Source organism: Roseomonas sp. KE2513 (genome assembly GCF_016107305.1).
GTDB lineage: Bacteria > Pseudomonadota > Alphaproteobacteria > Acetobacterales > Acetobacteraceae > Roseomonas.
Map to the genome: position 1 here is coordinate 77,791 of NZ_RCVR01000018.1, position 21,336 is coordinate 99,126.

General features: G+C 66.8%; 22 protein-coding genes. 10 read left to right on the forward strand and 12 right to left on the reverse strand.

From position 1 onward, the window contains the following. Positions 1 to 32 precede the first annotated feature (32 nt). The 8 genes from D9599_RS18195 to D9599_RS18230 form a co-directional block, all read right to left on the reverse strand. Positions 33 to 575 carry a hypothetical protein gene (locus tag D9599_RS18195; protein WP_198382699.1) on the reverse strand — a complete coding sequence of 181 codons (543 nt, stop codon included), beginning with the start codon at positions 573 to 575 and terminating at the stop codon, positions 33 to 35. An 11-nt stretch (positions 576 to 586) separates the two neighbouring features. Then, complete coding sequence (locus D9599_RS18200) at positions 587 to 2,014, reverse strand: hypothetical protein (RefSeq protein ID WP_198382700.1); 1,428 nt, start codon at positions 2,012 to 2,014, stop codon at positions 587 to 589. A gap of 70 nt (positions 2,015 to 2,084) precedes the next feature. Beyond that, the gene (locus tag D9599_RS18205; protein WP_198382701.1) at positions 2,085 to 3,425 is read right to left on the reverse strand and encodes a DotG/IcmE/VirB10 family protein; all 1,341 of its coding nucleotides are present in this window, start codon (positions 3,423 to 3,425) and stop codon (positions 2,085 to 2,087) included. Further along, complete coding sequence (locus tag D9599_RS18210) at positions 3,425 to 4,411, reverse strand: DotH/IcmK family type IV secretion protein (RefSeq protein WP_309228653.1); 987 nt, start codon at positions 4,409 to 4,411, stop codon at positions 3,425 to 3,427. Before D9599_RS18210 ends, D9599_RS18205 begins: the two co-directional genes overlap by 1 nt. Before the next feature lie 20 nt (positions 4,412 to 4,431). After that, positions 4,432 to 5,061 (reverse strand): DotI/IcmL/TraM family protein, encoded by a 630-nt coding sequence (locus D9599_RS18215; RefSeq protein ID WP_198382702.1) that lies wholly within the window; start codon positions 5,059 to 5,061, stop codon positions 4,432 to 4,434. 63 nt (positions 5,062 to 5,124) lie between these two features. Beyond that, positions 5,125 to 5,307 carry a hypothetical protein gene (locus tag D9599_RS18220; protein ID WP_198382703.1) on the reverse strand — a complete coding sequence of 61 codons (183 nt, stop codon included), beginning with the start codon at positions 5,305 to 5,307 and terminating at the stop codon, positions 5,125 to 5,127. A 57-nt stretch (positions 5,308 to 5,364) separates the two neighbouring features. Beyond that, positions 5,365 to 6,261 carry a hypothetical protein gene (locus tag D9599_RS18225; protein ID WP_198382704.1) on the reverse strand — a complete coding sequence of 299 codons (897 nt, stop codon included), beginning with the start codon at positions 6,259 to 6,261 and terminating at the stop codon, positions 5,365 to 5,367. A 130-nt stretch (positions 6,262 to 6,391) separates the two neighbouring features. After that, the gene (locus D9599_RS18230) at positions 6,392 to 6,820 is read right to left on the reverse strand and encodes a helix-turn-helix domain-containing protein (protein WP_198382705.1); all 429 of its coding nucleotides are present in this window, start codon (positions 6,818 to 6,820) and stop codon (positions 6,392 to 6,394) included. A 645-nt stretch (positions 6,821 to 7,465) separates the two neighbouring features. On the opposite strand from D9599_RS18230, the gene D9599_RS18235 reads away from it, so the two are divergent. From D9599_RS18235 to D9599_RS18265, 7 genes are read left to right on the forward strand one after another with little or no spacing between them, the layout of a single operon-like run. Beyond that, entirely contained in the window at positions 7,466 to 7,921 is a 456-nt protein-coding gene (locus D9599_RS18235) for a hypothetical protein (protein WP_198382706.1), read from the forward strand. Continuing rightward, positions 7,921 to 8,460 carry a hypothetical protein gene (locus tag D9599_RS18240; protein WP_232480649.1) on the forward strand — a complete coding sequence of 180 codons (540 nt, stop codon included), beginning with the start codon at positions 7,921 to 7,923 and terminating at the stop codon, positions 8,458 to 8,460. The genes D9599_RS18235 and D9599_RS18240 overlap by 1 nt, the downstream gene beginning before the upstream one ends. A gap of 20 nt (positions 8,461 to 8,480) precedes the next feature. Beyond that, entirely contained in the window at positions 8,481 to 9,671 is a 1,191-nt protein-coding gene (locus D9599_RS18245) for a hypothetical protein (RefSeq protein ID WP_198382707.1), read from the forward strand. A gap of 11 nt (positions 9,672 to 9,682) precedes the next feature. Continuing rightward, positions 9,683 to 11,092 (forward strand): hypothetical protein, encoded by a 1,410-nt coding sequence (locus tag D9599_RS18250; RefSeq protein ID WP_198382708.1) that lies wholly within the window; start codon positions 9,683 to 9,685, stop codon positions 11,090 to 11,092. Positions 11,093 to 11,149: 57 nt separating this feature from the next. Beyond that, positions 11,150 to 13,489: a DotA/TraY family protein gene (locus tag D9599_RS18255; protein ID WP_198382709.1), complete on the forward strand. Its 2,340-nt coding sequence runs from the start codon at positions 11,150 to 11,152 to the stop codon at positions 13,487 to 13,489. Between the two features lies 1 nt (position 13,490). Continuing rightward, positions 13,491 to 13,967 carry a hypothetical protein gene (locus D9599_RS18260; protein ID WP_198382710.1) on the forward strand — a complete coding sequence of 159 codons (477 nt, stop codon included), beginning with the start codon at positions 13,491 to 13,493 and terminating at the stop codon, positions 13,965 to 13,967. A 55-nt stretch (positions 13,968 to 14,022) separates the two neighbouring features. Further along, the gene (locus tag D9599_RS18265) at positions 14,023 to 14,331 is read left to right on the forward strand and encodes a hypothetical protein (RefSeq protein ID WP_198382711.1); all 309 of its coding nucleotides are present in this window, start codon (positions 14,023 to 14,025) and stop codon (positions 14,329 to 14,331) included. Here D9599_RS18265 and D9599_RS18270 read toward each other — a convergent pair. From D9599_RS18270 to D9599_RS18280, 3 genes are all read right to left on the reverse strand, one after another. Further along, complete coding sequence (locus tag D9599_RS18270) at positions 14,328 to 14,882, reverse strand: hypothetical protein (protein WP_198382712.1); 555 nt, start codon at positions 14,880 to 14,882, stop codon at positions 14,328 to 14,330. The genes D9599_RS18265 and D9599_RS18270 overlap by 4 nt on opposite strands. Positions 14,883 to 14,884: 2 nt before the next feature. Beyond that, complete coding sequence (locus tag D9599_RS18275) at positions 14,885 to 16,075, reverse strand: hypothetical protein (RefSeq protein ID WP_232480650.1); 1,191 nt, start codon at positions 16,073 to 16,075, stop codon at positions 14,885 to 14,887. 67 nt (positions 16,076 to 16,142) lie between these two features. Then, positions 16,143 to 16,940, reverse strand: a complete 798-nt coding sequence (locus tag D9599_RS18280) for a hypothetical protein (RefSeq protein WP_198382713.1) — start codon at positions 16,938 to 16,940, stop codon at positions 16,143 to 16,145. Between the two features lie 594 nt (positions 16,941 to 17,534). Between D9599_RS18280 and D9599_RS18285 the strand changes: the two genes are divergently transcribed. The 3 genes from D9599_RS18285 to D9599_RS18295 are packed head-to-tail and all read left to right on the forward strand — an operon-like array spanning position 17,535 to position 20,261. Further along, positions 17,535 to 18,641 (forward strand): FIST C-terminal domain-containing protein, encoded by a 1,107-nt coding sequence (locus tag D9599_RS18285; protein WP_198382714.1) that lies wholly within the window; start codon positions 17,535 to 17,537, stop codon positions 18,639 to 18,641. After that, entirely contained in the window at positions 18,641 to 19,747 is a 1,107-nt protein-coding gene (locus tag D9599_RS18290) for a hypothetical protein (protein ID WP_198382715.1), read from the forward strand. Before D9599_RS18285 ends, D9599_RS18290 begins: the two co-directional genes overlap by 1 nt. Next, positions 19,731 to 20,261, forward strand: a complete 531-nt coding sequence (locus D9599_RS18295; protein WP_198382716.1) for a hypothetical protein — start codon at positions 19,731 to 19,733, stop codon at positions 20,259 to 20,261. The genes D9599_RS18290 and D9599_RS18295 overlap by 17 nt, the downstream gene beginning before the upstream one ends. 437 nt (positions 20,262 to 20,698) lie before the next feature. On the opposite strand, the gene D9599_RS18300 is transcribed toward D9599_RS18295, so the two are convergent. Then, complete coding sequence (locus D9599_RS18300) at positions 20,699 to 21,202, reverse strand: hypothetical protein (RefSeq protein WP_198382717.1); 504 nt, start codon at positions 21,200 to 21,202, stop codon at positions 20,699 to 20,701. Positions 21,203 to 21,336: the final 134 nt, after the last annotated feature.

Sequence of the window (21,336 nt, forward strand, 5' to 3'; positions counted from 1 at the left end):
GGGAAATCGGCGCGCGCGGCGCCGGTCTTTTTTCAGGTGTTCGCGCGAAACATCGTGGCCAACAGACGCGACAGCGGCAGCACGTTAATGAGGGCCACACCGAAGGCGAACTGCACGAGGCAGCCGCCCTGTCCGCGGCGGCTGGCACCCCGCACCACGCTCCACCAGGCGAACACCGCCAGCAGCGCCATCATGGCGCCGAAGGCCTGGAAGAAACCCTGGAACACCTGCACGACGTTTACGATGGTCTCGGCCGGTGTGGCACCCAGCACGCCGCCGGCGCCGACCGACGGGACGTAGCCGAAGGCGCCTCCGGTCCTCACGGTGACCGAGCCGCCCCCGGAGTTGCTGGCCAGGGTCAGGATCCGCGGGAAGGCCGCGAACACGCCGCTCAGGATCAGCGACAGCACCGGGATCCACGGTTTGCCGCGGAACGGGTTCGCCGGCTGGGCCTGCTGCCAGAAGCCCCATCCGGCGAACAGGAAGGTGCCGATCGCGGCGAGGTAGGCAAAGGCCGGCACGAGGTAGGCGAGCGCGATGCCGATCTCGGCCGCGAAGTCGACGAAGCCCTGCATGACGGCGCGCCCTACTGGATGGTGCCGCGCTCGGCGCGGACCACCCAGTTGCTGCCCTGCTGGGCGATGGCCGTGATCTTGCCGTATCCCGACACCTCGTCGCCCACGGCCACCTGCAGCTGCGCGCCGCCTTCGCCGGTGCGGTCGACCTCCGACAGCATGGCGAGGCCAGGCGAGGCGGCCTGGACGCGGTAGCGGCGACGCGTGCCGTCGTTCGCTGCCTGCGTGGGGGCTGCCGACGTTGGCGTCCGGGCGGCGGCTGGTGCGGCGGCCTGAGCAGGAAGCACGGGGGGAGGGCTGGCGCTGGTCTGCACCGGGGGCGGGGCGGCGGCCGCACCCATTGCCGCGTTCATCGCCCCCCGTGCCTCAGCTAGGGCGAGGCGACGCCCGAAGTCGGCATTGGCGGCCTCCAACTGCTCGCGCATAGCCGCGAGATCAGCCTGCATCTGCCGGTCACGCTCCTCCCGGTTGCGCATAATCACCGCCATCTGCGTGACCAAGCCGAGCACATCGACCTGTTGCGGCGTGCTCATCGGGGCGGGTCGCAAGCTGGCGGCGACTGCAACAGGATCAGGCGGTGCCGGAGTGGCGGGCGTCGGCGGAGGGACGACCACCAGGGGCACGGCCGCCGCAACAACCGTCGCTCCCGACCCAGCCGGATCGACGGGCACCTGGGCCACGAGCGCCGGAGCCGGCGCCGCGACGACGGCCGGTATAGAAGGCGGAGGCGCCACGGCCGAGGCGGGGGCGACCGGCATCGCAGTCACCCTGGCTGCTGTCGGAGGGTCGGTCTGACGTGCCGGTTCGGCCGTGCGCGGAGGCTCATCCACGCGTCGAGCGAGCGGCGCTGGCTCCGCCTGCTGGGCATCGCCAAGGCGGCGCGCCAGGGGCGTTGGCTCAACCGAGCGCCGATCGGCCGCTGGCATGAGCGGCTCAGGGCGCGGCTGCCCCGCCGTGTTGGACTGCCGGCTTAGGTCGGGAGCGGCCTGGCGCTGCCGATAGGCCATGATCTCGTCCAGCTGTGCCTCGCGCGACGTGCGCGGCGCCGGCTCGCGGATGGCGGGAGCAGGCACGGTGGCGGGTGGGGGCGCCGAAGCCATCTGTGCCGCCGGGGCCATCAGCCCGACCGCCTCGGCGGCGTGGCGCACGGAGTTCCCCGCGCTCGCACGCGCGGTCGCGACTGCGTTCTGCACGCCCAGCGGCAGGACCGTGTTGTAGGGAGAGATGAGGAACACCCCCGCACCGACCACCAACACGGCGACCACTGCGGCGCTGCCGAGCAACACGCCTCGGCGGCTCTTGCGAGGCGGCGCGGCGGGGGCGGAAGCGGCAGCAGGGGAGTTGGGGGGCAGTTCGCCCTCCTCCCCCGGCAGCGCCATGTCGGGACGCCGCGTCGACAGCGGCGGGATCAGCGTGTTGTCGGAGACGTGGGTGTCCATGGTGCCCTACCTGTCTGAGGTCGACAGGATGGACGGACGCGGCGCGAACGGCGCCGCGCCTTGTTGGCGATCAGTTCGGCGCTGTGAGATTCGACAGGAACATCACGCCGACTGGCGCATTGGCAGCAAGATGAACGAGCGCGCTGCGCGGTGCAGATTGTTCCAAGGCTCGCCCGATCTGCTGAGCTGCGGCTCCTGCACCGACAGCGAGTTGCTGCTCGGGATTGAGGCGGGTGATGAAGGACTGGCCACCGAACGGACTGACCTGCCCGAACGCATTGCTGGTTGTGGCGACCGCTTGCCCCAGCCCGGCGACGAAGGCCGCCGCCGCCGGCAGCAAGAAGCGCTCGCCCAGCCGCTGGTCGACGCTCGTGGCAACGGCCGTCTCCATGGTGTCAGGCGCCACCACCAAGCCCTCTGCCGGCATCTCCATGCCCTGGAACTGCACGGAGTTGATACGAACGACCAGCCGGCTGATCGTTCCCGGCTTGGTAAAAGTACCGATCAGCCGGGCACCGGCAATCGGCCCGGTATCTGCCTGCAGCACCACAGGGCCTCCACTCTCCGAGTTCACCGCCAGCACTGTGTGGGCGTAGATGCCGCGGCCTGCCGGAACCAGCACCCGGCCCTGCGATGTCGCGGTGGAACGCGGTGCCGGCACCGTGGCGGCGGCAGGCGCGACCTCGCCCGCCGAGACCTGCCGCGCCAGGGAGGGTGCCGTCGCGGCGCCGCGGCGTCCCTCATCGCCCTCCGCCGCAGAGGCCGAGTTCGGCGGAGCCAGCGTCACCGTGGTTCTTCCCGGTCGCCCCTGCCAGCCACCCATCAGGCGGTTCAGAGCGTCGCGGAATGCCGGATCCTCAATCGGTTGCTGCTGCGTCGTGGTCTGGGACACCGTGCGGATCGGGTTTTGCTGCGGGGCGGCCGCAACGGCCGACTGGACCCGCGCCGGGGTCGCAGCCGCCTCGAACAGCACCGGCGCGGCAGGCGGGGCGGTGGGGGCCTGCGGCCTTTGCTGCGTTGCTGGCGGGGGTAGCGTCACGGGGGCCACCGTGGCCGGCGGCGTCGGCGGCGGCACCAGTGCTGCCAGATCGGGCGGCCGCTGGCTGGCCGCGATCGGCGGGGTGTAGGATTGGCCCCGGGCCTGCGCCTGTTCTGCTTGACGTTGGTTCTCGGCCACCGCCAGCCGCTCCTGATAGGGCGAGGAGTTGGTGCCGCCGGGCAGTTGGTTGACGGAGCCCTGGCGTGCCGCGCGGCTCTCGGGGAGGGCATCGCTGCCAGCCAACGTCGCGGCGACAACGATTCCCGTAATCGCCAAGCCGACGCCTCCGATGACTACGAAGCGCATCGGACCGGCGCTGGTGGCCTTGTTGAACGGGCCGCGGAAGCCGCGACGCATGGTGGTGCCGGACATCAGCGCTCCTCCCTCAGTTCCGCCGATACCGTGCGGTTGTTGACCGAGAGCAGCACCACCGGCGTCGCTGGCAGCGCGTAAACGGTGGTGCCGCCCTCGCCGTACTGGGATGCGTCCCAGGGCGGCGACATCAGCGTGTGTCGCGTGCGCAGGTAGATCTGGCTGCCGAGGCGCCACGCTCGCACGTCGTCGGGCGACACGCCGCTGATCGCGAGGGGAACCGCGTCGGCCGGCGCCACGCCCGACAGCATCGCCGTCAGGTACGGCGCGCCCGTTACCGGAGCGTTGGAGCGAGTGTCGATTTGGATGCGGGCGTTGGGCCCACGGCTTGAGACGTGAACACTGACGTCGGCGTCGTAGCGTGTTTGCCCGGACACCATCAGGAAGGAGATCGGTTTGGGAGCGCCCTGCAGGTTCACCAGCAGTCCACCGCGCGGCGAGATCGACATGGGCGTGATCTGGATGGTGTTGGAGCCGCGCACCGGCACACAGACGTGGAAGCCCGCGAGATCAGCGGCTGGACCACCCGGGCCGGCTGGGCCGGCGTTTGGCGAGGTGGAGCAGCCACCCACACCCGCACCGCCGCCCCCCGACACGTTTGCGTTGTTGGAGTTGGTGTCCCAAGCGATGGGCCAGGGCTGCCCGGTGGCGTCGAAGAAGCTGAGCGCGGTGGGATAGCCGCGCACGGTCTGCACGATGGAGGTGGGCTGACCGGGTTGGAAGGTGACGTTGACCGGACGACTTACCGGCGAGGCGATCAGTGCGGTGCTTTCCTCTTGGGCGCGCTGCACCTCGCCGAAGCGACGCGCCAGATCGCGGATCATCTCGGGCGTCAGCGGAATTGCGTCCTCCAGCATGCGCTGCCGCACTGCACCCCGGTCGGCAGGGGCGGCGGGCTGCTGCGAAGGGTTCGGCGCCTGGGCGAGGGCGACGCCCGAAAGGCACGCCCCACTGGCCAGGGCAATGACGAGTGTGCGTGGTCTCACAACGTTCGCTCCTGCTGCGATCAACGGGCGGTCGCGACCAGCTGGTCGACTACGAGCCCGTCAGGACGATCTTCGTCATTGGTGCGAACGACGAGTGCCGTGATCATGAGGTTCTGCTGGCTCGTCTGCTGCGAGTTTTCGCAGGTCTGCACGATGGGAAACTGGATTTCATAGGCCAGCCTGCCGCCGATGATCTTGGGGTCGGTGATGACCGCTGCGCGCTGCGACTGCGCGAAACACGTCAGCCGACCGCGCTTCATGGCCTCGAAGTTGCCCGATGCAATGTAGCTGCGCGCGAAAGTATTCCAGCCGTTCAGCGAGAAACGACGACCCGCAGCGTTAAGCTGCTTGGCGAAGTCGTGATAATTGACGTTGTACGCGGCAAGGACGGCTCCCACCGTCCACTCCAGCAACTGCGTGTCGTCCACCACCGGGCTCTCCAGGCCGCGGATAGGCCGCGGTGGATTGCGGCCGTCCACGAGAAAGTAGCGCGTCTCGCTCGGTCTTGTTTGCAACCAGAAGGAATGCGCCAGGGCGGCCGTCGTCACGAGCGACAGCGCGATCACCGCGCCGATGAGACGTGTGACAACTCTGCCTTGAAAGTCGGGGTCGCTCAGGCGACGCGTGACGGCAGCGGCTTCGTTCTGCATCGGGTGTTCCTCGATATCAGCACCGAGTGTCGGCCCCGCCGACGCGAACGGCACCGCGCCACGCTACTCGCCACGAAGATCTCGAAGGATGATCGAGATGCTCACGGCTGACGTGACGCGCTGCGTCAGTTCCTCCAGCAGTGCGTCGATCGCGGCTTCATCAGGGGATGCCGCCCCGCTTTCTGTGTCGTCCACGCGCACTTCGTCATTGGCCGACGCCGGTAGCGCATCGCCGTAATCGTTCATGTCCAGTTCCGCCTGTGGTTGTCCGCGCATCCTCGCGCGCGGTGCTGGGCGAGAAAGTCAGAAGGCCGTCAGGTGGGCTTCCTGGTAGACCTTGGACTTCTTCGCGACCCTGCTGGTCGTTTCCCCCCAGTGGGACGACCAGAAGTACTGGCCCTTGCGGAAGCTGCACTCTCGCCAGCGGTAGCCGGAGCGGCGCATCCGCTCCTTGCCGGTCGCCGGGTCGTAGTGCTCGACCAGGTCCTCCCGGTCGTGAGAAGGCATGCCAAGCAGGGACAGTCGGGTGCGGACGGCGCGGTGCGAGATGTTGAGCGCCTTAGCGATCGCCTTGTAGTGCTGGTTGGCCCAGCTCCGCTCCGAAATCTCGTGGTCGAGCGCCGGCGTCCATCTGATCTCGTTGCGGTTCGCGTTGCGCTCGATGCGCAGAATGTCGCCATTGGCCCTGGTTATGATCTGGACCAGGGTAGAATCGGGCGGGCTGACGAGATCGCGGTAGGTGTCTTTGAGAGACCCCCATTCCTGCTGCATCCGCTCGATTACGTCGGGCGCGGGGTGGTGCAGCTCTCGGCGAGGGCGGCGGGGCAGGCCAAGCCGTCGCACCTGCGCGTAGATGCTGTTGACGCTTCGGCCGAGAGCCTTGGCAGTGCTCGCCGCTTTCCAGCCATCGAGCCAGCAGTCGACCAAACGCCGGAAGTGAGTGACTGGCCAGGCTTTCGGATGCCGGCGGGTGCGGAGTGCTCCGTCGTGCGGGGTCGCCAACCCCCGCACGAGGACGCGTTCCAGCACGAAGGCAGCATCGACGCCGAGAAAGGTGCTGATGGCCGCGACGCCGTGGCCCTTGGCCGCCATGCCCTCAAGTGCCGTGTCGTAGCGCCACCCGACCTGCAGGACTGCTTCCCCCGCCAGGGAAGTGACCGGCAGGGCCGGAGCGGCAACTGGGGCATGCAACAGGGACACAGCGGCTCTCCACCTTCCGTGCTCACGTTCTGACACATCACCGCGAGTTGCCGCAACTATGTAAAAAGAGTTATCGCGCGAAAATCGCTCCTATTGGTCACCTGCAACCGCCGAGAGTGAGTATGCCCTACTATGTAGTGGAGTTCCCTCCTTCGGCCGGCGGCGGCTGCGCAGTGTGCTGCGCCTGCTTGAGCAGGAAGGATGCAAGTTGGCTCAGCCGGGCGGCCTCCTGGGTTACCCGGTCCAGCTTCTCGATGACCTCGGCCAGTGTTTGGGGGGGCGGCCTCTCCTGCTCGAGCACCTCGGGCGTGACCGGCATGAGGTCACGCTCCGTCGTTTCCAAGCCCTTCGCCAACTTCGCCAGCGTCTTCAAGGTGAGGTTCTGCAGGCCGGCCTCGGTCGAGAAGATCAGCGTCTGCGGCACGCCGCAGGCATCGGCAGCTTGGTTCTGCGTCAGCTTGAGGCTGATCCGCCGCTCACGCACGCGCTTGCCGACCTCGACGAGGAAGACGTCTTTTTCCCGCTCGGCTTCCGGAGCTTCAGCCTTTCTCCTGGTCATGGCCCAGTCCCCCCCCAGCCCAAATCGCATCTCAACGTCCCGATCGTTCGTACCCGAAGGGTTCCGGAAGTCGGCGCGCTCGGAAACTCAGCGGTTCGGCCCTGTCGTTCGCGCCAATCCAGTCCAGCGTTCTCAGAACGAAGGAGGCTCCGATGGCTCTGGCAACAGCATTGCTTCTCACGACACACCTGCTCACTCCCCAAGCACTCTCAGTCGACTTCCGTCTCTCGCCCTCCGGGCCGCCACAGGGACCGGCCGTCAGCACCGGGCGGCCGGTGGACGGTTCCCCCGCCGATGTGACGGAGAATCGAACGAATTCAGCGCCCTCCGTCCGCCGGACGGCTAGGCCTAGCGTTTTCTTCACGGCAGCGCGAGGATTCGGGACGGACGTTCCGCTGTCATTTGCCGCCCGTCAAATCGTTCCGGCTGCTTTTTCAGTACGTTACACCGATAATATCGACCCGAGTGCTCCTGTGTCTTGGGTCGGCGAGAAACCCTGGAACCGTGCCCTGCAGGACGCCATTCGCCCCCTCGGACTGCGGATGACCCTGGTCCAAGGCACCGTCACCATCTCACGCTAGGCCCGCGCCGTTCGCGTCGGCCACCGGCACCCTGCCCTTCCCACGAGTGGAAGGACGCCCGGCAATGCCCGATCTGGAACGATCCAATGTGCTGGAGTGGCTCCAGCGAACCGAGCCCCGCTTCGCGGGAACAGGGGCGCCAGTCTTCCGGCCACTGGAAGATGCCTCGGAGATCCGGGCGCTGCTCAGTGACCTAGGCCAAGCCTTGGACGCGGCCAGTGCCGAGCAGATCGGCGGCGGGATTGGGGAGGACGAAGGGGCGACCGCCCGGGAGGTGCTGGCCCAGCTCGGTGTCGCCCGTCTCTTACGGCTGGTGGAATGGCTCGACGGGGCGACTGGCGACGCCGCGGGCGATGTTCAGGCCCTGCTGCTGAGGAGTGAAAGCACCGAGGCGGGCCGCTTCATCCGCACGGTCCTCGAAGCCCTGCACCGCCAGGACCTCCTCGGCCGCATCTTTGCCCCCGAGCGCCTGCAGGTGCTGCTGGACGCCTGCGGCGAGCCGGCGAAGGAGGCTGCGTGATGCGTCGGCTCGCCCTCCTCGCCATGCGGCGCACCGCTCTTACCCTGGCGGTCCTGAGCATACCCGTCCTGGCTCATGCTCAGAGCACCGGGAGCGTTGGCTGCGCCGCCCTCACCCAGGCCGCCGCCGACGCGATCTCCGCGCGCGTGCAGGCCGACGACGCCGCGATCCGGCCGCCCAGCAGCGTGAAGAACCTCACCTGCCTGGACGGCTTCTTCCGCGGCGTCGGCCTCAACGTCATCGCCAACCTGCTCGATCCGACCTCCCTGCTCGACGCTGTGCAGGGACAGCTCTGCGCCGCCGTGAACCAAGCATGGCAGTCGGCTCTGGGCTCGGCGCAGTGCGGCCTCACCGTATCTGGCTTCAACCTGGGATTCGGGGGTTTCGGCGGCGGCGTCATGTGCCCGCGCCTGAGCTTCGGCGCCGGTGGCCCGCCCATCGGCTCGATCGGCACTGGCGCGAACACCACCGGCAGCCTCTACGTCAACGGCTCTCCCCTACCGCCGTCCGGATACACCCTGCCCAGCACGGGCCGTTAACGTGAGGAAGGACATAGCTCATGCGTAGCCGCTTGAAGTCCACGGCCGCCGTCCTCGTCATGACGGGCGGGCTGCTCGTCGTGGCGCCCAGAATCGCCCATGCCGAGTGGCCAACTTTCGACGCCATCACGCACTTCCTGCTCCAGCAGGCGCAGAACGCGATGACCAGCGCGATCGACAAGGTCTACGACAACGTCACCAACATCGGTAATCTCATCAGCGATCGCCTCACGGGCGTCGGCAACCAGCTGAACGACCGCTTGGGCGATGGCTTCACACAGACGGCCAACTACCAGCGCGCCCAGATCGGAGCCGTCCAGCAGATCGCCGACGCCTCCAACATGGCCAACGCGCGCGTTGCCCGCGATCTCCGCAATACCGAGATCCGCGACGAGCACACAGCCTCGCCGCAGGCCTGCCTCGCCCTGGACAGCGGTCAGTCTACCAACCAATCTCAGATCCAGGGTGCGCGCATCGCCACGGCAATCGCCGATGTCATGGACGCCCGCGGCGAGGGCGGGCCCAACACGCCCGCGTGGTTCGGGCAAGCGCAGTCCATGACGGCGTCCAACGCCACGCACCTGTCGCGCTACTGCGATCAGGACGAGGCGGCGGCCGGGCTGTGCACACTCTCGCCGCGCCCGAACGCCGACGTTCGGGCCGTCAGCTTCGTCCGCGAGGTCTACGCGGACGGAGATCAGGTGAACGCGGCCAACGACTACGCCACCAACGTCGTGCAACCCATTGTCCCGGCCGCCCTGCGCGGTGACCACCTGACGTCGGTTGAGGGCCAGGACGCCGCGGCGCGGCGGCGCGCCTATGACGCCCGCATGTCGCTGTCCCGGTCGGTGTTCAGCCATCAGATCGCGCTGCAAGCGCCCACCGTGACGCTGAACGAGGCGCAGCAGGCCCAGCTTCGGGCACGCGGGGTCGAGCCGCCAGCCGCGGGCTCGTGGATGCAGGTGTTGGCGCTAGAGGTCGAGCGACGCTTCTCGGACGTGGGCTGGGCGGCGTCGCTGCAAGCGATGACCCCGGCCGCGGTCAACCGGGAAATCGCGCAGCAGCTGGCGCTGTCGAACTACCTCGCGCTCGCCAGTCTCCGCCAGCAGATGCAATCCACTGCCGTCGATGCCGCCAACCTCGCGGTGGATGTCGAGCGCGGCTTCACCGGCTTCACGCCCATGCCTTCCCCCACAATCGCTGTGAACTGAGGAAGCCCACGATGTCCGCCACCATGCCCGCCGCGCCGCAGGCGCCGCCGGCTTCCCCTGTCGGGAAGGACCCGCTTCGGGAGCTGATCGAGCGCATGGATCAGCACCGGCAAGCGATCGCCGCCCATGATCCAAGGCTGAACCAGCAGATCGAGGCTCTGGCTATGAACAGCCAGAACGCCGCTGTGCTGGCCGACGCCACCTTCCGTACCCGGGTCGCCTACGTCTACCAGGACTTCGCGCGCCTGGCCGGGCCTGCGGCAGGCATGCCCGATCGACTGCGCTCCGAGCTTGAGCAACTGGCCACGACGGCTCCGGGCCTGACCAACCAGCGTATCCACGACATGCTCCGGGAGGTCCCCAAGCTCAACGACCCCAAGCTGGCAGGCGATATCCGGCGTCTCGCCGTCGAGGTCGGCCGCGAGGGTGGGGATCAGAACCGGCCGGCCGTGCTGGACAAGATTGAGCCCCTCGAGCGCAAGCTGGATCTGCTCGGCCCGCCGCCTGCTCCGCCGCGCCCGGCACCCGACACCCCGCCACCGCGGGCAGCCGAAGCGGCGCAGGCCCAGGCGGCGGTCGCCTCTCCGAAGTCAGAGGAGCGGGTGCAAGCGGCCAGGTCACCTGGCGAAGGTCCGCAGGCCGCTTCCCCGGCCAGCACGCCCGGTGTGCCTCTGCAGCAGACCTCTGGTCCGTCCCGTCCTCCGGAAGCCCAGCCGGCTGCCGCCGGTCCGCCGGCATCGGCACAAGAGTCCACGACCACTGTTCGGGGCGGCGGCGTCCTCGGCCGCGCAATCGTCATGATGGCCGACCCGCGCGCCGAAGTCCGACTACCCTGGGATCAGCCCCCGACCCCCATCGGCGAACGCATCGAACGCGTGGTTAGCCGGTTCCACGACGACTCTGCCCTGAAGCTGGCCGAGAAGTCAGGCCAGAAGGCTGTCGAGGCGCTGCGGGGCTTTGCCCAGGAGGCCGGTGCCGGCGTCATGGCTCGCATCAACGAGGCCGCTCGGTCCGATCCCCAGGGAATCCAGGGCGTGCTGTCCGAGATGCGCGAAGGCGGCCGCCACGCCGAACTCCGCACGCAGTTCAACAACGCGCTCGTCCAGGAGAAGGGGGTCGCTGCCGCCTATGACGCTGCCGTTTCGGCGGTGAAGCAGTACGGCGCCGATCGGCAAACTGCCGAGGCGGTCCTGCTCAAGCGCCCGGACCAAGGGGTTTTGACCGGTCGCTTCGAGCGCCTCGATGCCCAGATCGGCGAGGCCGCCTCCCAGGTGCCGGCCCGCCAGGAGGGCAAGAACGTGATGGAGGAACTCGGCCAGCGCTTCGCCGACCTCGTGCGGCGGGCCACCGAGGCGGTCCGCACCACCCTCCAGGGCGAGCCACGCGCCTCCGCCTCCTCCAGCCCGTCCCCCGGCCCCTAGGCGCCGTTCGCGTCGCCCGGTCGCATCCTCGCGGGGAACCCCGCCCGCGAGGATGCGATGCGCCACCCACCGCCCACACTGTTCCTAGGACTGCTGCTGCCGGCGCTGCTCCTCGCCGGCCCTGCCCTCGCCCAAACGGGCGTAGATATGAGCTGGTCGGCTCTCGACCCCGGCGACGACTGGGCCGCCACGGTGGTTCGCTCCGTGTTCCCAGTCGGCGGCACCTCCGGCACCGTCAGCACCGGCAACGCCGCCACCGTCGTCGGCACCCTGGTCCGCTACCTGACCGGCTTCGTGTCCACTATTGCCATGGTGTTCCTGATCTACTCGCTGATCATGCAGATGTGGCGCGGCGCCGAGACCGGCCGCCTGCTCACGGACGGCATGAGCGGCATGTTCGCCCTGCGGCTGGGCTTCGCTGCCATCTTCATGTTCCCCCTGGCCAGCGGCTTCAGTGCCGGGCAGGCGGCCGTGGTGCAGGCGTCCATGTGGGGCATCGGCATGGCCCGCGCCGTCTACACCAGCGCTGTGCAAGCCATCGGCGCGGACGCCCGAGTGATCGCCGACCCTATCGTCCCGGGCACGCGAACCATCGTGGCGGGCCTGATCCGCAACGAGTTCTGCCGCGCCCTGGTCAACGCCGCTTCCAACAACCCCGGCCTCGTGCCCGCACCCACTCCGGTGGTGACCCGGTATACCGCCACCCGCAACACCCGCTCCATCACCTACGAGACGTGGAACTACCGCCTCTCGGCCGGCAACGAGTCCGGCGCGCCGGTGTGCGGCTCGGTCACCCTGCAGGTTTCGGGCGGCAACGACGGAGCCGTGGCCGGGGTGAGCCTCGATATGGGCACCAAGCAGCGCGAGATCCTGACCACCGTGATCGAGGCCAGCATCCGGCCCGGGGTCCAGCAGGCCGCGCAACTGCTCTACGCCACCCGTCGGGCCAACGCGCTTGAACCCCTTCAGGGCGTGCTGATGGCCGCCACCGCGGACTACACCACCCGCCTCACCGCCGCCGCTACTCAGGCCATGAGCCAGCTGCGCAACACCATGGCCGACGCTCGCGGCAGCGGGGCCAACGCCGACGCCAGCCAGACCCGCCTCGCGGCGCTGGGTTGGAGTTCCGCCGGCGCCTACTACCTCGAGTTCAGCCGGCTCAACGGGGCCACCCTGTCGCTGATGAGCTCTGTGCCCTCCGTCACCAAGCCCACCGGCCAAGGCCTTGGGCAGGCTTTGACGGCCGACCTGCTGCCCTTCACTGCGGCAGTGGAGACCTTCATGAACCGGATGACGGCCCACGTCGCGACGGTCGACCAGGTGAACACGCCGATCGGCGGTGCCACCCTCTTTGCTGGCGCCTCGCCCGCAGAGGACGGCGCTGGGCTGATCGACCGCCTGTTCCGCTACATGAACCTGGGTGAATCCCTCCTGGGGATCATCACCAACTACCTGCTTGCCCCGGGGGGCAGCGTCTGGACGGACCCCTTCGGCAGCCTGATGCAGGTCGGCCACGCCATGATCACGGCCGGCCTTGGGGCTCTGGGCGCGGCGGGGGTCGCGGTCGGCGGCGCCGAGGCCACCACCACGGCCACAGGGGGTGTCCCCCTGGTTGGCGGGCTGCTCGGCGCCACCTCGGCCGGCATCGGGAAGGCACTGGAGTTCTTCTCTCCCGCCATCTTCGCCCTAGCCAGTGGACTGCTGCTCCCCGGCCTGACCATCGCCTACGTGCTGCCGATGATCCCCTTCCTGATCTGGCTGGCAGGGGTGGCGGGGTGGCTGATCCTGGTGTGCGAGGCCGTGATCGCCGTGCCGCTCTGGATGCTGGCGCACATGACCATGCGGGGCGAGGGCCTCCACGGGAAGGCGACCGAAGGGTACTCGCTGGCCTTCAACGTCCTGTTCCGGCCCGTCCTGATGCTACTCGGGCTGTTCCTGGGCTACTTCATCTTTGCCAGCATGTCATGGCTGCTGCGTCAGGGGTTCGGAGTGGCGGCCGGCTTCGTGCTGGGCAACGGCTGGGTGGTGACCAACGTCATCGGCGTGATCGTCCTGATGTGCATCTTCGTGCTCTGTCACGTCGTGTTGGCGATCATGTCTTTCCGGATGATCTCACTCGTGCCGCACCACGTTCCCCGCCTGATCGGGTTCCTCCCGGCCAACCGGGTCGATATGGACGGCTTCAGCCGGGATGCCGCCTTAGTCGGGGCTGCCGGAGCGCTGAAGAGCATCGAAAATGCGGTGGCCGAAACGGCCGATCAGGGAAAGAAAAAGCTTGGGTCTTCTCGTCTCATGGCTGAAGGTGGACAGCATGGTAGTACGGCTGCAACCCCTGAGGGTATGGACAGCACGATGAGAGCGCAGACCGATCAATCGGGTTCGCCTCGGGACGGGTAGAATGGACGACGATGAAGCAGGTGGGCTGACTTCTGGGATCAGCGGTGGTGCCGGCTATCTTCTTGGTCGCATGGCGGCTGATCGCGACAGGAGGATGGCGGAGTTCACCCGGCGCGCCTTCAATCCCGAACCGCCACGTCGCAAGACCTACGATGCTGCAGAAGTCCACGAAGTCATTGACGGCTGGAGGGCCTCTGTTCGCTCGAAGGAGAGATCCATCGAGCAGTGGCGTGAGCACAGCACGGCACTGACGGCCGAGCGCGACCAGCTGCTCGCCCGGGTTGCCGAGCTGGAGGCGCAGGACGTGAAGCGCCAAGTGGAACTCGCTTCCCTGGAGCGGGCTGAACGTGGCCTCAATGCGATGCTGAGCGATAGAACGGGCCAACTCGAAGACTTGGAACTGGCCGTCGCCCGTATGTCGTCTCAACTTGCCGACCTACGGGAGGAGAACGAGCGCCTCAAGCAAGGCGACAAGTAGGCAGCCTCGTTCGCGCCGCTCACCGGCAGCATGTGTCATCAACCAGGATGGACCTATGCGCCGCTCCTCAACCCTCCTCCTCGTCGCTGCACTTGCCCTCGGCGCTTGCAGCGGAGGCAATATCCGCTCGGTCAGCAGCTACACGGCCCCGGCTGCCCCGACCGTCCAGCACCCGAGTTACGATCCCTTCGCGTCGCCCGGCTCGGTAAACGCAACCTGGGCGCCCCCAGTCGTGAACCGCAACGGCACCATCGTCCGGCCCCACGATCCCGGTGCCCTGGCGGGGCGGCCGGACTACGAACGCGCCCCCTGGGCGACCGGGGCGGCCGGTGGCTCGACCGCCGCACCGCCGGGCACGTTCTAACCCGCGCTTGGCCAGAAGGGCTCGGTCGTGCGGAGGTAGTCGCCGGCCGAGCCTATCTGTTCCGTCCGCAGCTGCCAGTTCTGCCAGGCGTTGCGGAACGACAGCACGAAGAATGCCGCGCAGAAGGGCAGAAACTGCACGGCTGCCCAGACCCGCTCCTGCGACCACGGCGTGCCCATCGCCTGCCAGGCCCAGAGCGCTAGGAAACCCCAGCCGGCCACGAAGCAACCCCAGGCCACCCGCGCTGACTGCTTGCGGCGGGCAGCCCAGATCCTCCGCAGCTCGTTGTCGGAGATCCCCATGACGAACGCCGTCGCCGCGACATCCAGCCGGCCGTACTCGTCTGCAATGGGGCCCGCCCCTACCGGCTGCCCGCGACGCAGCGCCGCCGCGAGGTGACGGATCAGCCGGGCCCCGCCACGGATCTCTCCCGTGCCTGCCGCTTCACCGGAGCGGCGGAGCACCCATCGGGGACCTGCCAACACCCAGCTCATGCGCCCCCGGGGTTCCTTGGCGGCATCCCGCAGACCGGGGCCGAGGTCGATCGACATGCTCAGCCTCCCTGCATGGAGGCGACGAGAGCGTCGAGATCGGACGGCATGCCATCCTGCCGCCCCTCGCTCCCGTCCGCCCGTCGCCACACCAGGGTCGGTGTCCCCCGGAGGCCGATGGACTGTGCCGCTTCCATGTTGCCCCGCAGCCGCGCTGCCGCTTCCGGTGCGGGAGGGTCCCGGAGGTCGCCGCGGCTCCAGGCCTGCACCATCTGCTCGGTGGGACGGCTCAGCATCGCCAAGCTGTCCGCCGTGCTGCGCCCGGCATTCTGGTGGTCGAGGATTGCCACTGGCACCACCGAAACCCGGACCCTACCGCTGGCGACCAACGGCTGTAGGCGTTGCATCGCCTGGACCGAGTAGCCGCACTGCGGATCGGCGAACATCCAGACATGGGGAGCTGAGGGGTTGCCGACCGACCCAGCTGCCGTGCGTTCGGCGATTGCCAGCGTACCTCGCGACGGCGCCGCGGCCGCGACGCGGGCTACCGGAGGAGTGACGGGGCGAGGGCTCGGGCTTGCGGCAGGGGTCGCGGTGCTGGGAACGTCGCCGATGGTGACAGTGGGAATGGCGCCTTCGATCGACGATACCTGCTCGCGGCTGAGGTTTTTTCCCGTGGCGTCCCACATCACCCCAGGGATGACGCGCTCACCGTTGGGCGTGGCGTAGAAGACCTGGAAGGCCTCCCCGCTGCGAACAAGGAAGCCACGCAGACCGTGGCGATCGCCGAGCTCGGTGACGCCGGCGCCCGCGATCTCACGCAGACGGGTCACCGACAGGTCCGCCGGGATGCCGGCGACCATGGCCTCGCCCGAGGGGGCGACGCTGAGCAGCATGAACTCGGCTGCGGAGCGAGCCACGACCATGCGGAGGCCGTCGCGAACACCGAGATCCTGGAGCGAAGCACCAGAAGCAGCGATGTGCCGCAGCACCGAGGCATTCAGGGAGGGTGAGGGGGTAGCGGCGGCGGCCTCGGCGCGGGGCGGCTGAACCGGCAGCGTTGGAAGGACGTCGGCGCCCGCGGGGCGGGCGGCGGACGGTGCTGTTCCCGGGACAGGCTGTGGCAGGGCGAGCGGGGCCGCAGCTGCAAGGGCAGGAGGAATCTCTGCCGAAGCCGGCATGCCACAGAGGGGATTGGCAAACGCGTAGGCGGGGAGCGACGCAATGCACGTCGCCAGAAGGATGCGCTTCATGGGCCTCGTCCAAACCTTGACGATCCCATGGTGCCGGTCGGTGGCGCGAACGGCGCGCCATCCCATTTCAAACGACGAGGCGAACGAGCACCGTGTCGCAGAGCTTGAGGCCGAGAATGATAACGAAGTTCGATATCGCCGCCCCGGGATCCTGCCGCGCGAGACAGGCGACGATGCCGGCCAACCCGAGCAACTCCGTGATGCTGTGAAGGTCTTGGTGAGCCAGCGTCATCAGCTGCGCAGCCAGCCACCTTTCCTTATCGAGGTACTCTGCCTCACCCGGCACCGCATGCACGGGTTCGGGCGCGCAGCTCTGTGCAGCGGCTGCCAATGAGACCAGCAAGGCTTCACGCTTGGAGATGTAGTCGGCAATAGAGAAGGTGAGCGCACGCAGTTCATCGCTTTCGAAGCACAAGGGGGGTTCCTCTTGCTCGCCGCGTGCAAGTGCCCTCGGATAGTACGCTGAAACCTCGTCGGCGAAAGCCGCCACCAGCAGCAGGTGCTCCTCCGCTACCTCGTCGCGAAAACGAGGCAGGAAGTGAGCAAGCGTCGCGGCCTTGAAGCCGATCCCGACGAGCGACGTGGCCGTTGTCGAACCCAGTTCGACCAAGGCGTCGAGGAAACGCTCGGCCGAACGAGCACACTCCCGCTCGAAGCGATCGGAGGCATTCTGATCACCCCGGCTATCCGCTTCTGCGACCATTCGGGTCGCAGCCTGATACTGATCGTCCAGCAGCCGGATCCTGTGGCAGACGTCCGCGACTTTCCGATCGAGGTCCTTGAGTTCGGCATACCCGAGCACGATGATCTGCGACGCCGTGGAGGTCAGTGCAGAAATGCCCGGGGGTCTGCTCGGCAGGTGCATGTGTCGTCTTTCTTGCCAGCGCAGCGTTCTAAGCGATGCCGACACTCACCTTCATGGAGTGCAACAGACATGGCGCACTCTGGTCGGTACGCCGCAGCGGGTTCCGCACGTTCATCCCAGGTGGAACCCTGCAGAGGTAACGCACGGGCACGAGACGCGAGCCAACGAAGGGTCTGTCCTGGGATGCCGTGAATTTTAGGGATTTTTCACCGATACTCGAGGCTATCATACCAGGCACCTTTGGACTGCTCGGGGGAAGCAACACACCGGTCTCGGTGCGAAGGACTAGCGCGCAGGAGAACCTATAGGCAACTGTTAATAGAGTCTTGAACCTCAAGTGATAAAATGCAAGCTTATCACAGGATAAGCCCCTACGTATCATTAATGATACGACGTGGAGAGACTTCCTGCATGAATCGTATCCGGACGATAGAGGAGGCTGCCGAAACGTCAGGAGGGCGGAGGGAGGGCCCTCAATCATACTACCGCAAGGAGAGTGGCATCATCGTCGTCAGTGCGCGAGGTGCTTCGACCCATGCGGTGACATTCAGCTGCTGCGAGCAACTAAGGCGAGCGACGAGCGCGTGTCCAACCATGCTCCTCGTTTTTGGCGGTGGGAAGCATACGCCGGAAGTCATCGTGGAAACGATCGCCGGAGTGTATCCGCAGAGCTGCGTCGTCGGCGGAGCCTGTGCGGGCATCATCGTCACTGAGGGCAGTAGCTGCTCTGGGTCAGAGATCGGCATGGTTGCATTCATGTCGCCCGAGTTCGCTCCGCGCACCCATTACGTTGATCTGCTCGCGCACGGCGATCTCGAAGCTGGGCACCAACTGGGGCGCCTCGTTCGCGAGCAGCATGGCTCCAACGCGGCCGTGCTGGTCTTGTACGATAGCGTGCTCTCATTTCAGCCGCGGCGCCTGCACTCGGCCGGGCTCCTTCTGCAAGGCTTCCAGACCGAGTGGCCGGGCGGCATGGCCGCGATGGGGGGAGGACTGCTGACCGACCTCAACCTGACCGACGGCTGGATGCTGCTGAATGGGGCGGTGAGGCGGCATGCTGCGCTGGCTCTTGTATTTCCGGAGAGCGTGACTGCTGACGCCATCATCCTGCGCGCCGCGCGGCCGATCAGCTCCTTCATGTCGGTGACCGACATCGACGGCGCCGAGATCTACACACTCGATGGCCGACGCGCGCTCGATGTCGTCGAGGGCCACCTTGACGCGCCGTTGACGGACACTGCTGGTCATCCGAGCAGGATCATGACGCTCGGGCTCAAGCTGGGTGAGCAGTGGGAGGATGGCACGCCGGACGACTATGTGAACCGCCTTATTGTCACCGCGGATCGTGACAAAGGAAGCATCACACTTTTCGAGCCCGACTTCTACAAAGGTGCGCTTGTGCAGCTGATGCAGAATGATCCGGCGATGATGCTGGACATGGCACATAACCGCGTCACCAAAGCAACGACATGTGGTGATGGCGCAGGTCAGCCATTCCTGCGTCTCTACATCGACTGCGCCGGTAGAGCGAGTGCGATGAGTGGGACGCTGGTGGAGGAGGCCGACGTCGTTGCCGCGGCGTTACCAGACGACACGCCGTTTCTGGGATTCTACTCAGGGGTCGAGATCGCGCCGCTTTGCGGACGGAGCCGTCCTCTCGACTGGACCGGGGTGCTGGCTACCTACTCGGTGAGGGGCTGATGAACACGCCCGTCCGCGCCGCGGCCGAGAAGGAACTGATGTATTATCGAAGGATGTGCAACGAGCTCGGGAAGGACCTGCAACGGGTTCAGGACGAGAGCGAGCGTTTGGTCCGCGAGGTTCGCCGATATCAGCTGCAGACTAGGCTCGAGCGCGAACTCTCCCATGTGACAGGGACGGCGTCGGACATCGCCAGTATGGCTCCGCTCGTGCTGGATGCCGTCATTGAGCACTCTCTATGCGCAAGAGCCATGATCCTGTGCGAGCGAGCCGATCATGCAGGATGCTTCGATATTCTAGCGGCTGCCGGCTGCCGCGATATGTACGTGAAGTCTAGCGTGACCCTCGAAGAAGCTCCTGCGTTCGGGCACTCCTTCGAGGGTGAGCATTTTCCCTCCAACGCGCCCGTGTTCTTCAAGGCTGTGACCAAGCTTACCGGATCAACCCAGACCATCTGGAACTACGATAGTGGCAGTGGCTTCGCGATCCTCTTGGCTGGAGCCTTGGGACCTGCCGACGCGATATTTCGGCAACAAGGGGATGACCTGAGCCACACGGCGCTTGCCCGTTTGGTGGATGGTTACTGGCGCCTCCGAGCGCAAGAGCTTCTCAGCGAGATGACGGAGATCCGCGAGGAGCCTTCTCGCGTTGCAGCAACGGCTCCGCTAACACACGACACCAAGCCTGAACTTGACAAGGCAAGACCGACAATCCGTGAGTACGAAATTGCGACATCCATCGCAAAGGGCGCTGTGATCGAGCAGGTTGCAGTTCTGATCCGCGAAGACGGTGAGTACGAGCTGTTCGTACGGCCGAGTTGGGCGACCGGTTTTCGACAGATGCTGACGTTCCGCGGACACGCCGAGAAGGTCTACAAGGACTTCAACCGACTTCTCGTCTTTATCCGCACGGCATGCCGGTATGAGGGCAGCATCGTTCTCTATGCGGCAAGGTCACCGCAGTTCGAGGCCCTTAAGCCAGCAACGCACATCTCGTCCCTGAACGAACGTACAAGCCGGACTTCGACGCTCGAAAGCGCGGATGGGTCGGACATGCCAAGCCTCCTTGGTAAGAGAAGCGGGAACGCCGATGAGAACCGGACTTAGCTTTGAACGGCTCGCAGGCGTGGCCCTGCTGTCTCTGACCCTGACGGCATGTCAGATGAGCAGTCCATCGGCGCCACTCGTTGCAGGCGCACAGCCCGGCCGCATGGTGACCGGCCGTGAGAGCCTTACTCCGGCTGCCGCGGCGATGATTGACTTCGTCGTGGACCGCTACACCTTCGCCTCTGCTCGACAGGGGATGGCGGGCGTCATTGCAGCGATCGACGAGTGCTATCTATCGGCCATTGCGCCAGGCAAGCGACCTCAGGACGTTCGCAACTGCCTGGTCCTGGATATGCTGGCTTTTCGCATAGACCAGCAGGTCTCGGGTGGCCCACCGGGGAATGATCGCCAACTTCCCTTCTTCCAGCGCGCGCGGGCCGCTCAACGGTGGGAACGGTATGCCCCCCTCGGCAACCTGCGACCTGGCGAGGATGCCGCCAGCTTCATGATGAACGGGTCCGAGGCCTCCCTGTTCGAGTTGGAGCGTCGGCGTCGCGCTCCCAGGATGTCATGATGCCAGTGCGAACGCTTCTGGCGCACGTCGCGATGGTGATCGTGCTTACAACCTTCTCTCCTGAAGTGTCGGCGCAGCAGGCCATTGGCCGCCCAGTGCCCGACGCCGTGAATGCTCCTGGCCTGCGGTGCTGGGGTGTCCGGGGAGGGCCGTCGGCCCAAACCTTCGTTTTTCAGGAGCCCGCGACCTCCGCGCCGCGCATGGGGTACGTCTCTTCATGGGTGGCCGTGACAGGGCCAGCCCGCAACGGCTTTCTGCCGGTCGAGACGCCTAACGGGCCTCGCGGCTGGGTGATGCAGGAAGCCGTTGAGCGCGACACCTGGATCAACATGAAATGTGTGGCACGCCGCGGACCAAACGGGCGTGTATTCTTTGTCTACGGAGGCACGCCGCCGGGTCGCTGACAGGCTGGGTGACCGCGGCGGAGGTGCCTGCGATCAGTGCTTATCTACGCCACCCCCGGCCTGCTCTGAAAGAGCTACGACATGGTCCCGAAAGAAGTCGACCAGTGCGTTGTGCAGATCCGCTGCCTTCTGCAGCCAGCCGGCTTTGGGATCGTAGAATGGGGCGCGGCCCTGCTTCTGGGTGCCATCGTCATGGTAGTTCACCGTGTGCAGCCACACCGTGCGCAGCGACTCAAAAAGCGCGTCCATCTGCGCCTCAAGAGGCGCCCTCTTGCCGCCGACCTTTCGGAAGCCTTCGCATGTGGTGAACAAGGCTGCGAGCCACATCGGCAGGAAGGCTTGGTACCTCGAGAAGTGGACTTCGCGCTCGCCAGGCCTCGCGTTCGCGGCGGCTCGCTTGGCCTCCTCGACCATCTCGAAGGCGCGTCGGGCTACAACGAAATAATTCCAGTAAAGGGCAAGCACCGGATCGTTGCTGGTGTTCGGATCTTCGGTATGCTGAGACCTGTTCGGTGTGGACACGCGCTTTCTGGGCACTTGCAGCTCCTATGCAGGCTCGATCTCGTGCTTCCCTAGAACATCCAGGCCAAGTCCAGCCAGTCCAGACGACAATGCCCGAGCTATTCGGCTCCAGGGATGTGGCCTGTTGTGCCGGAGTGCCAAATGCGGCC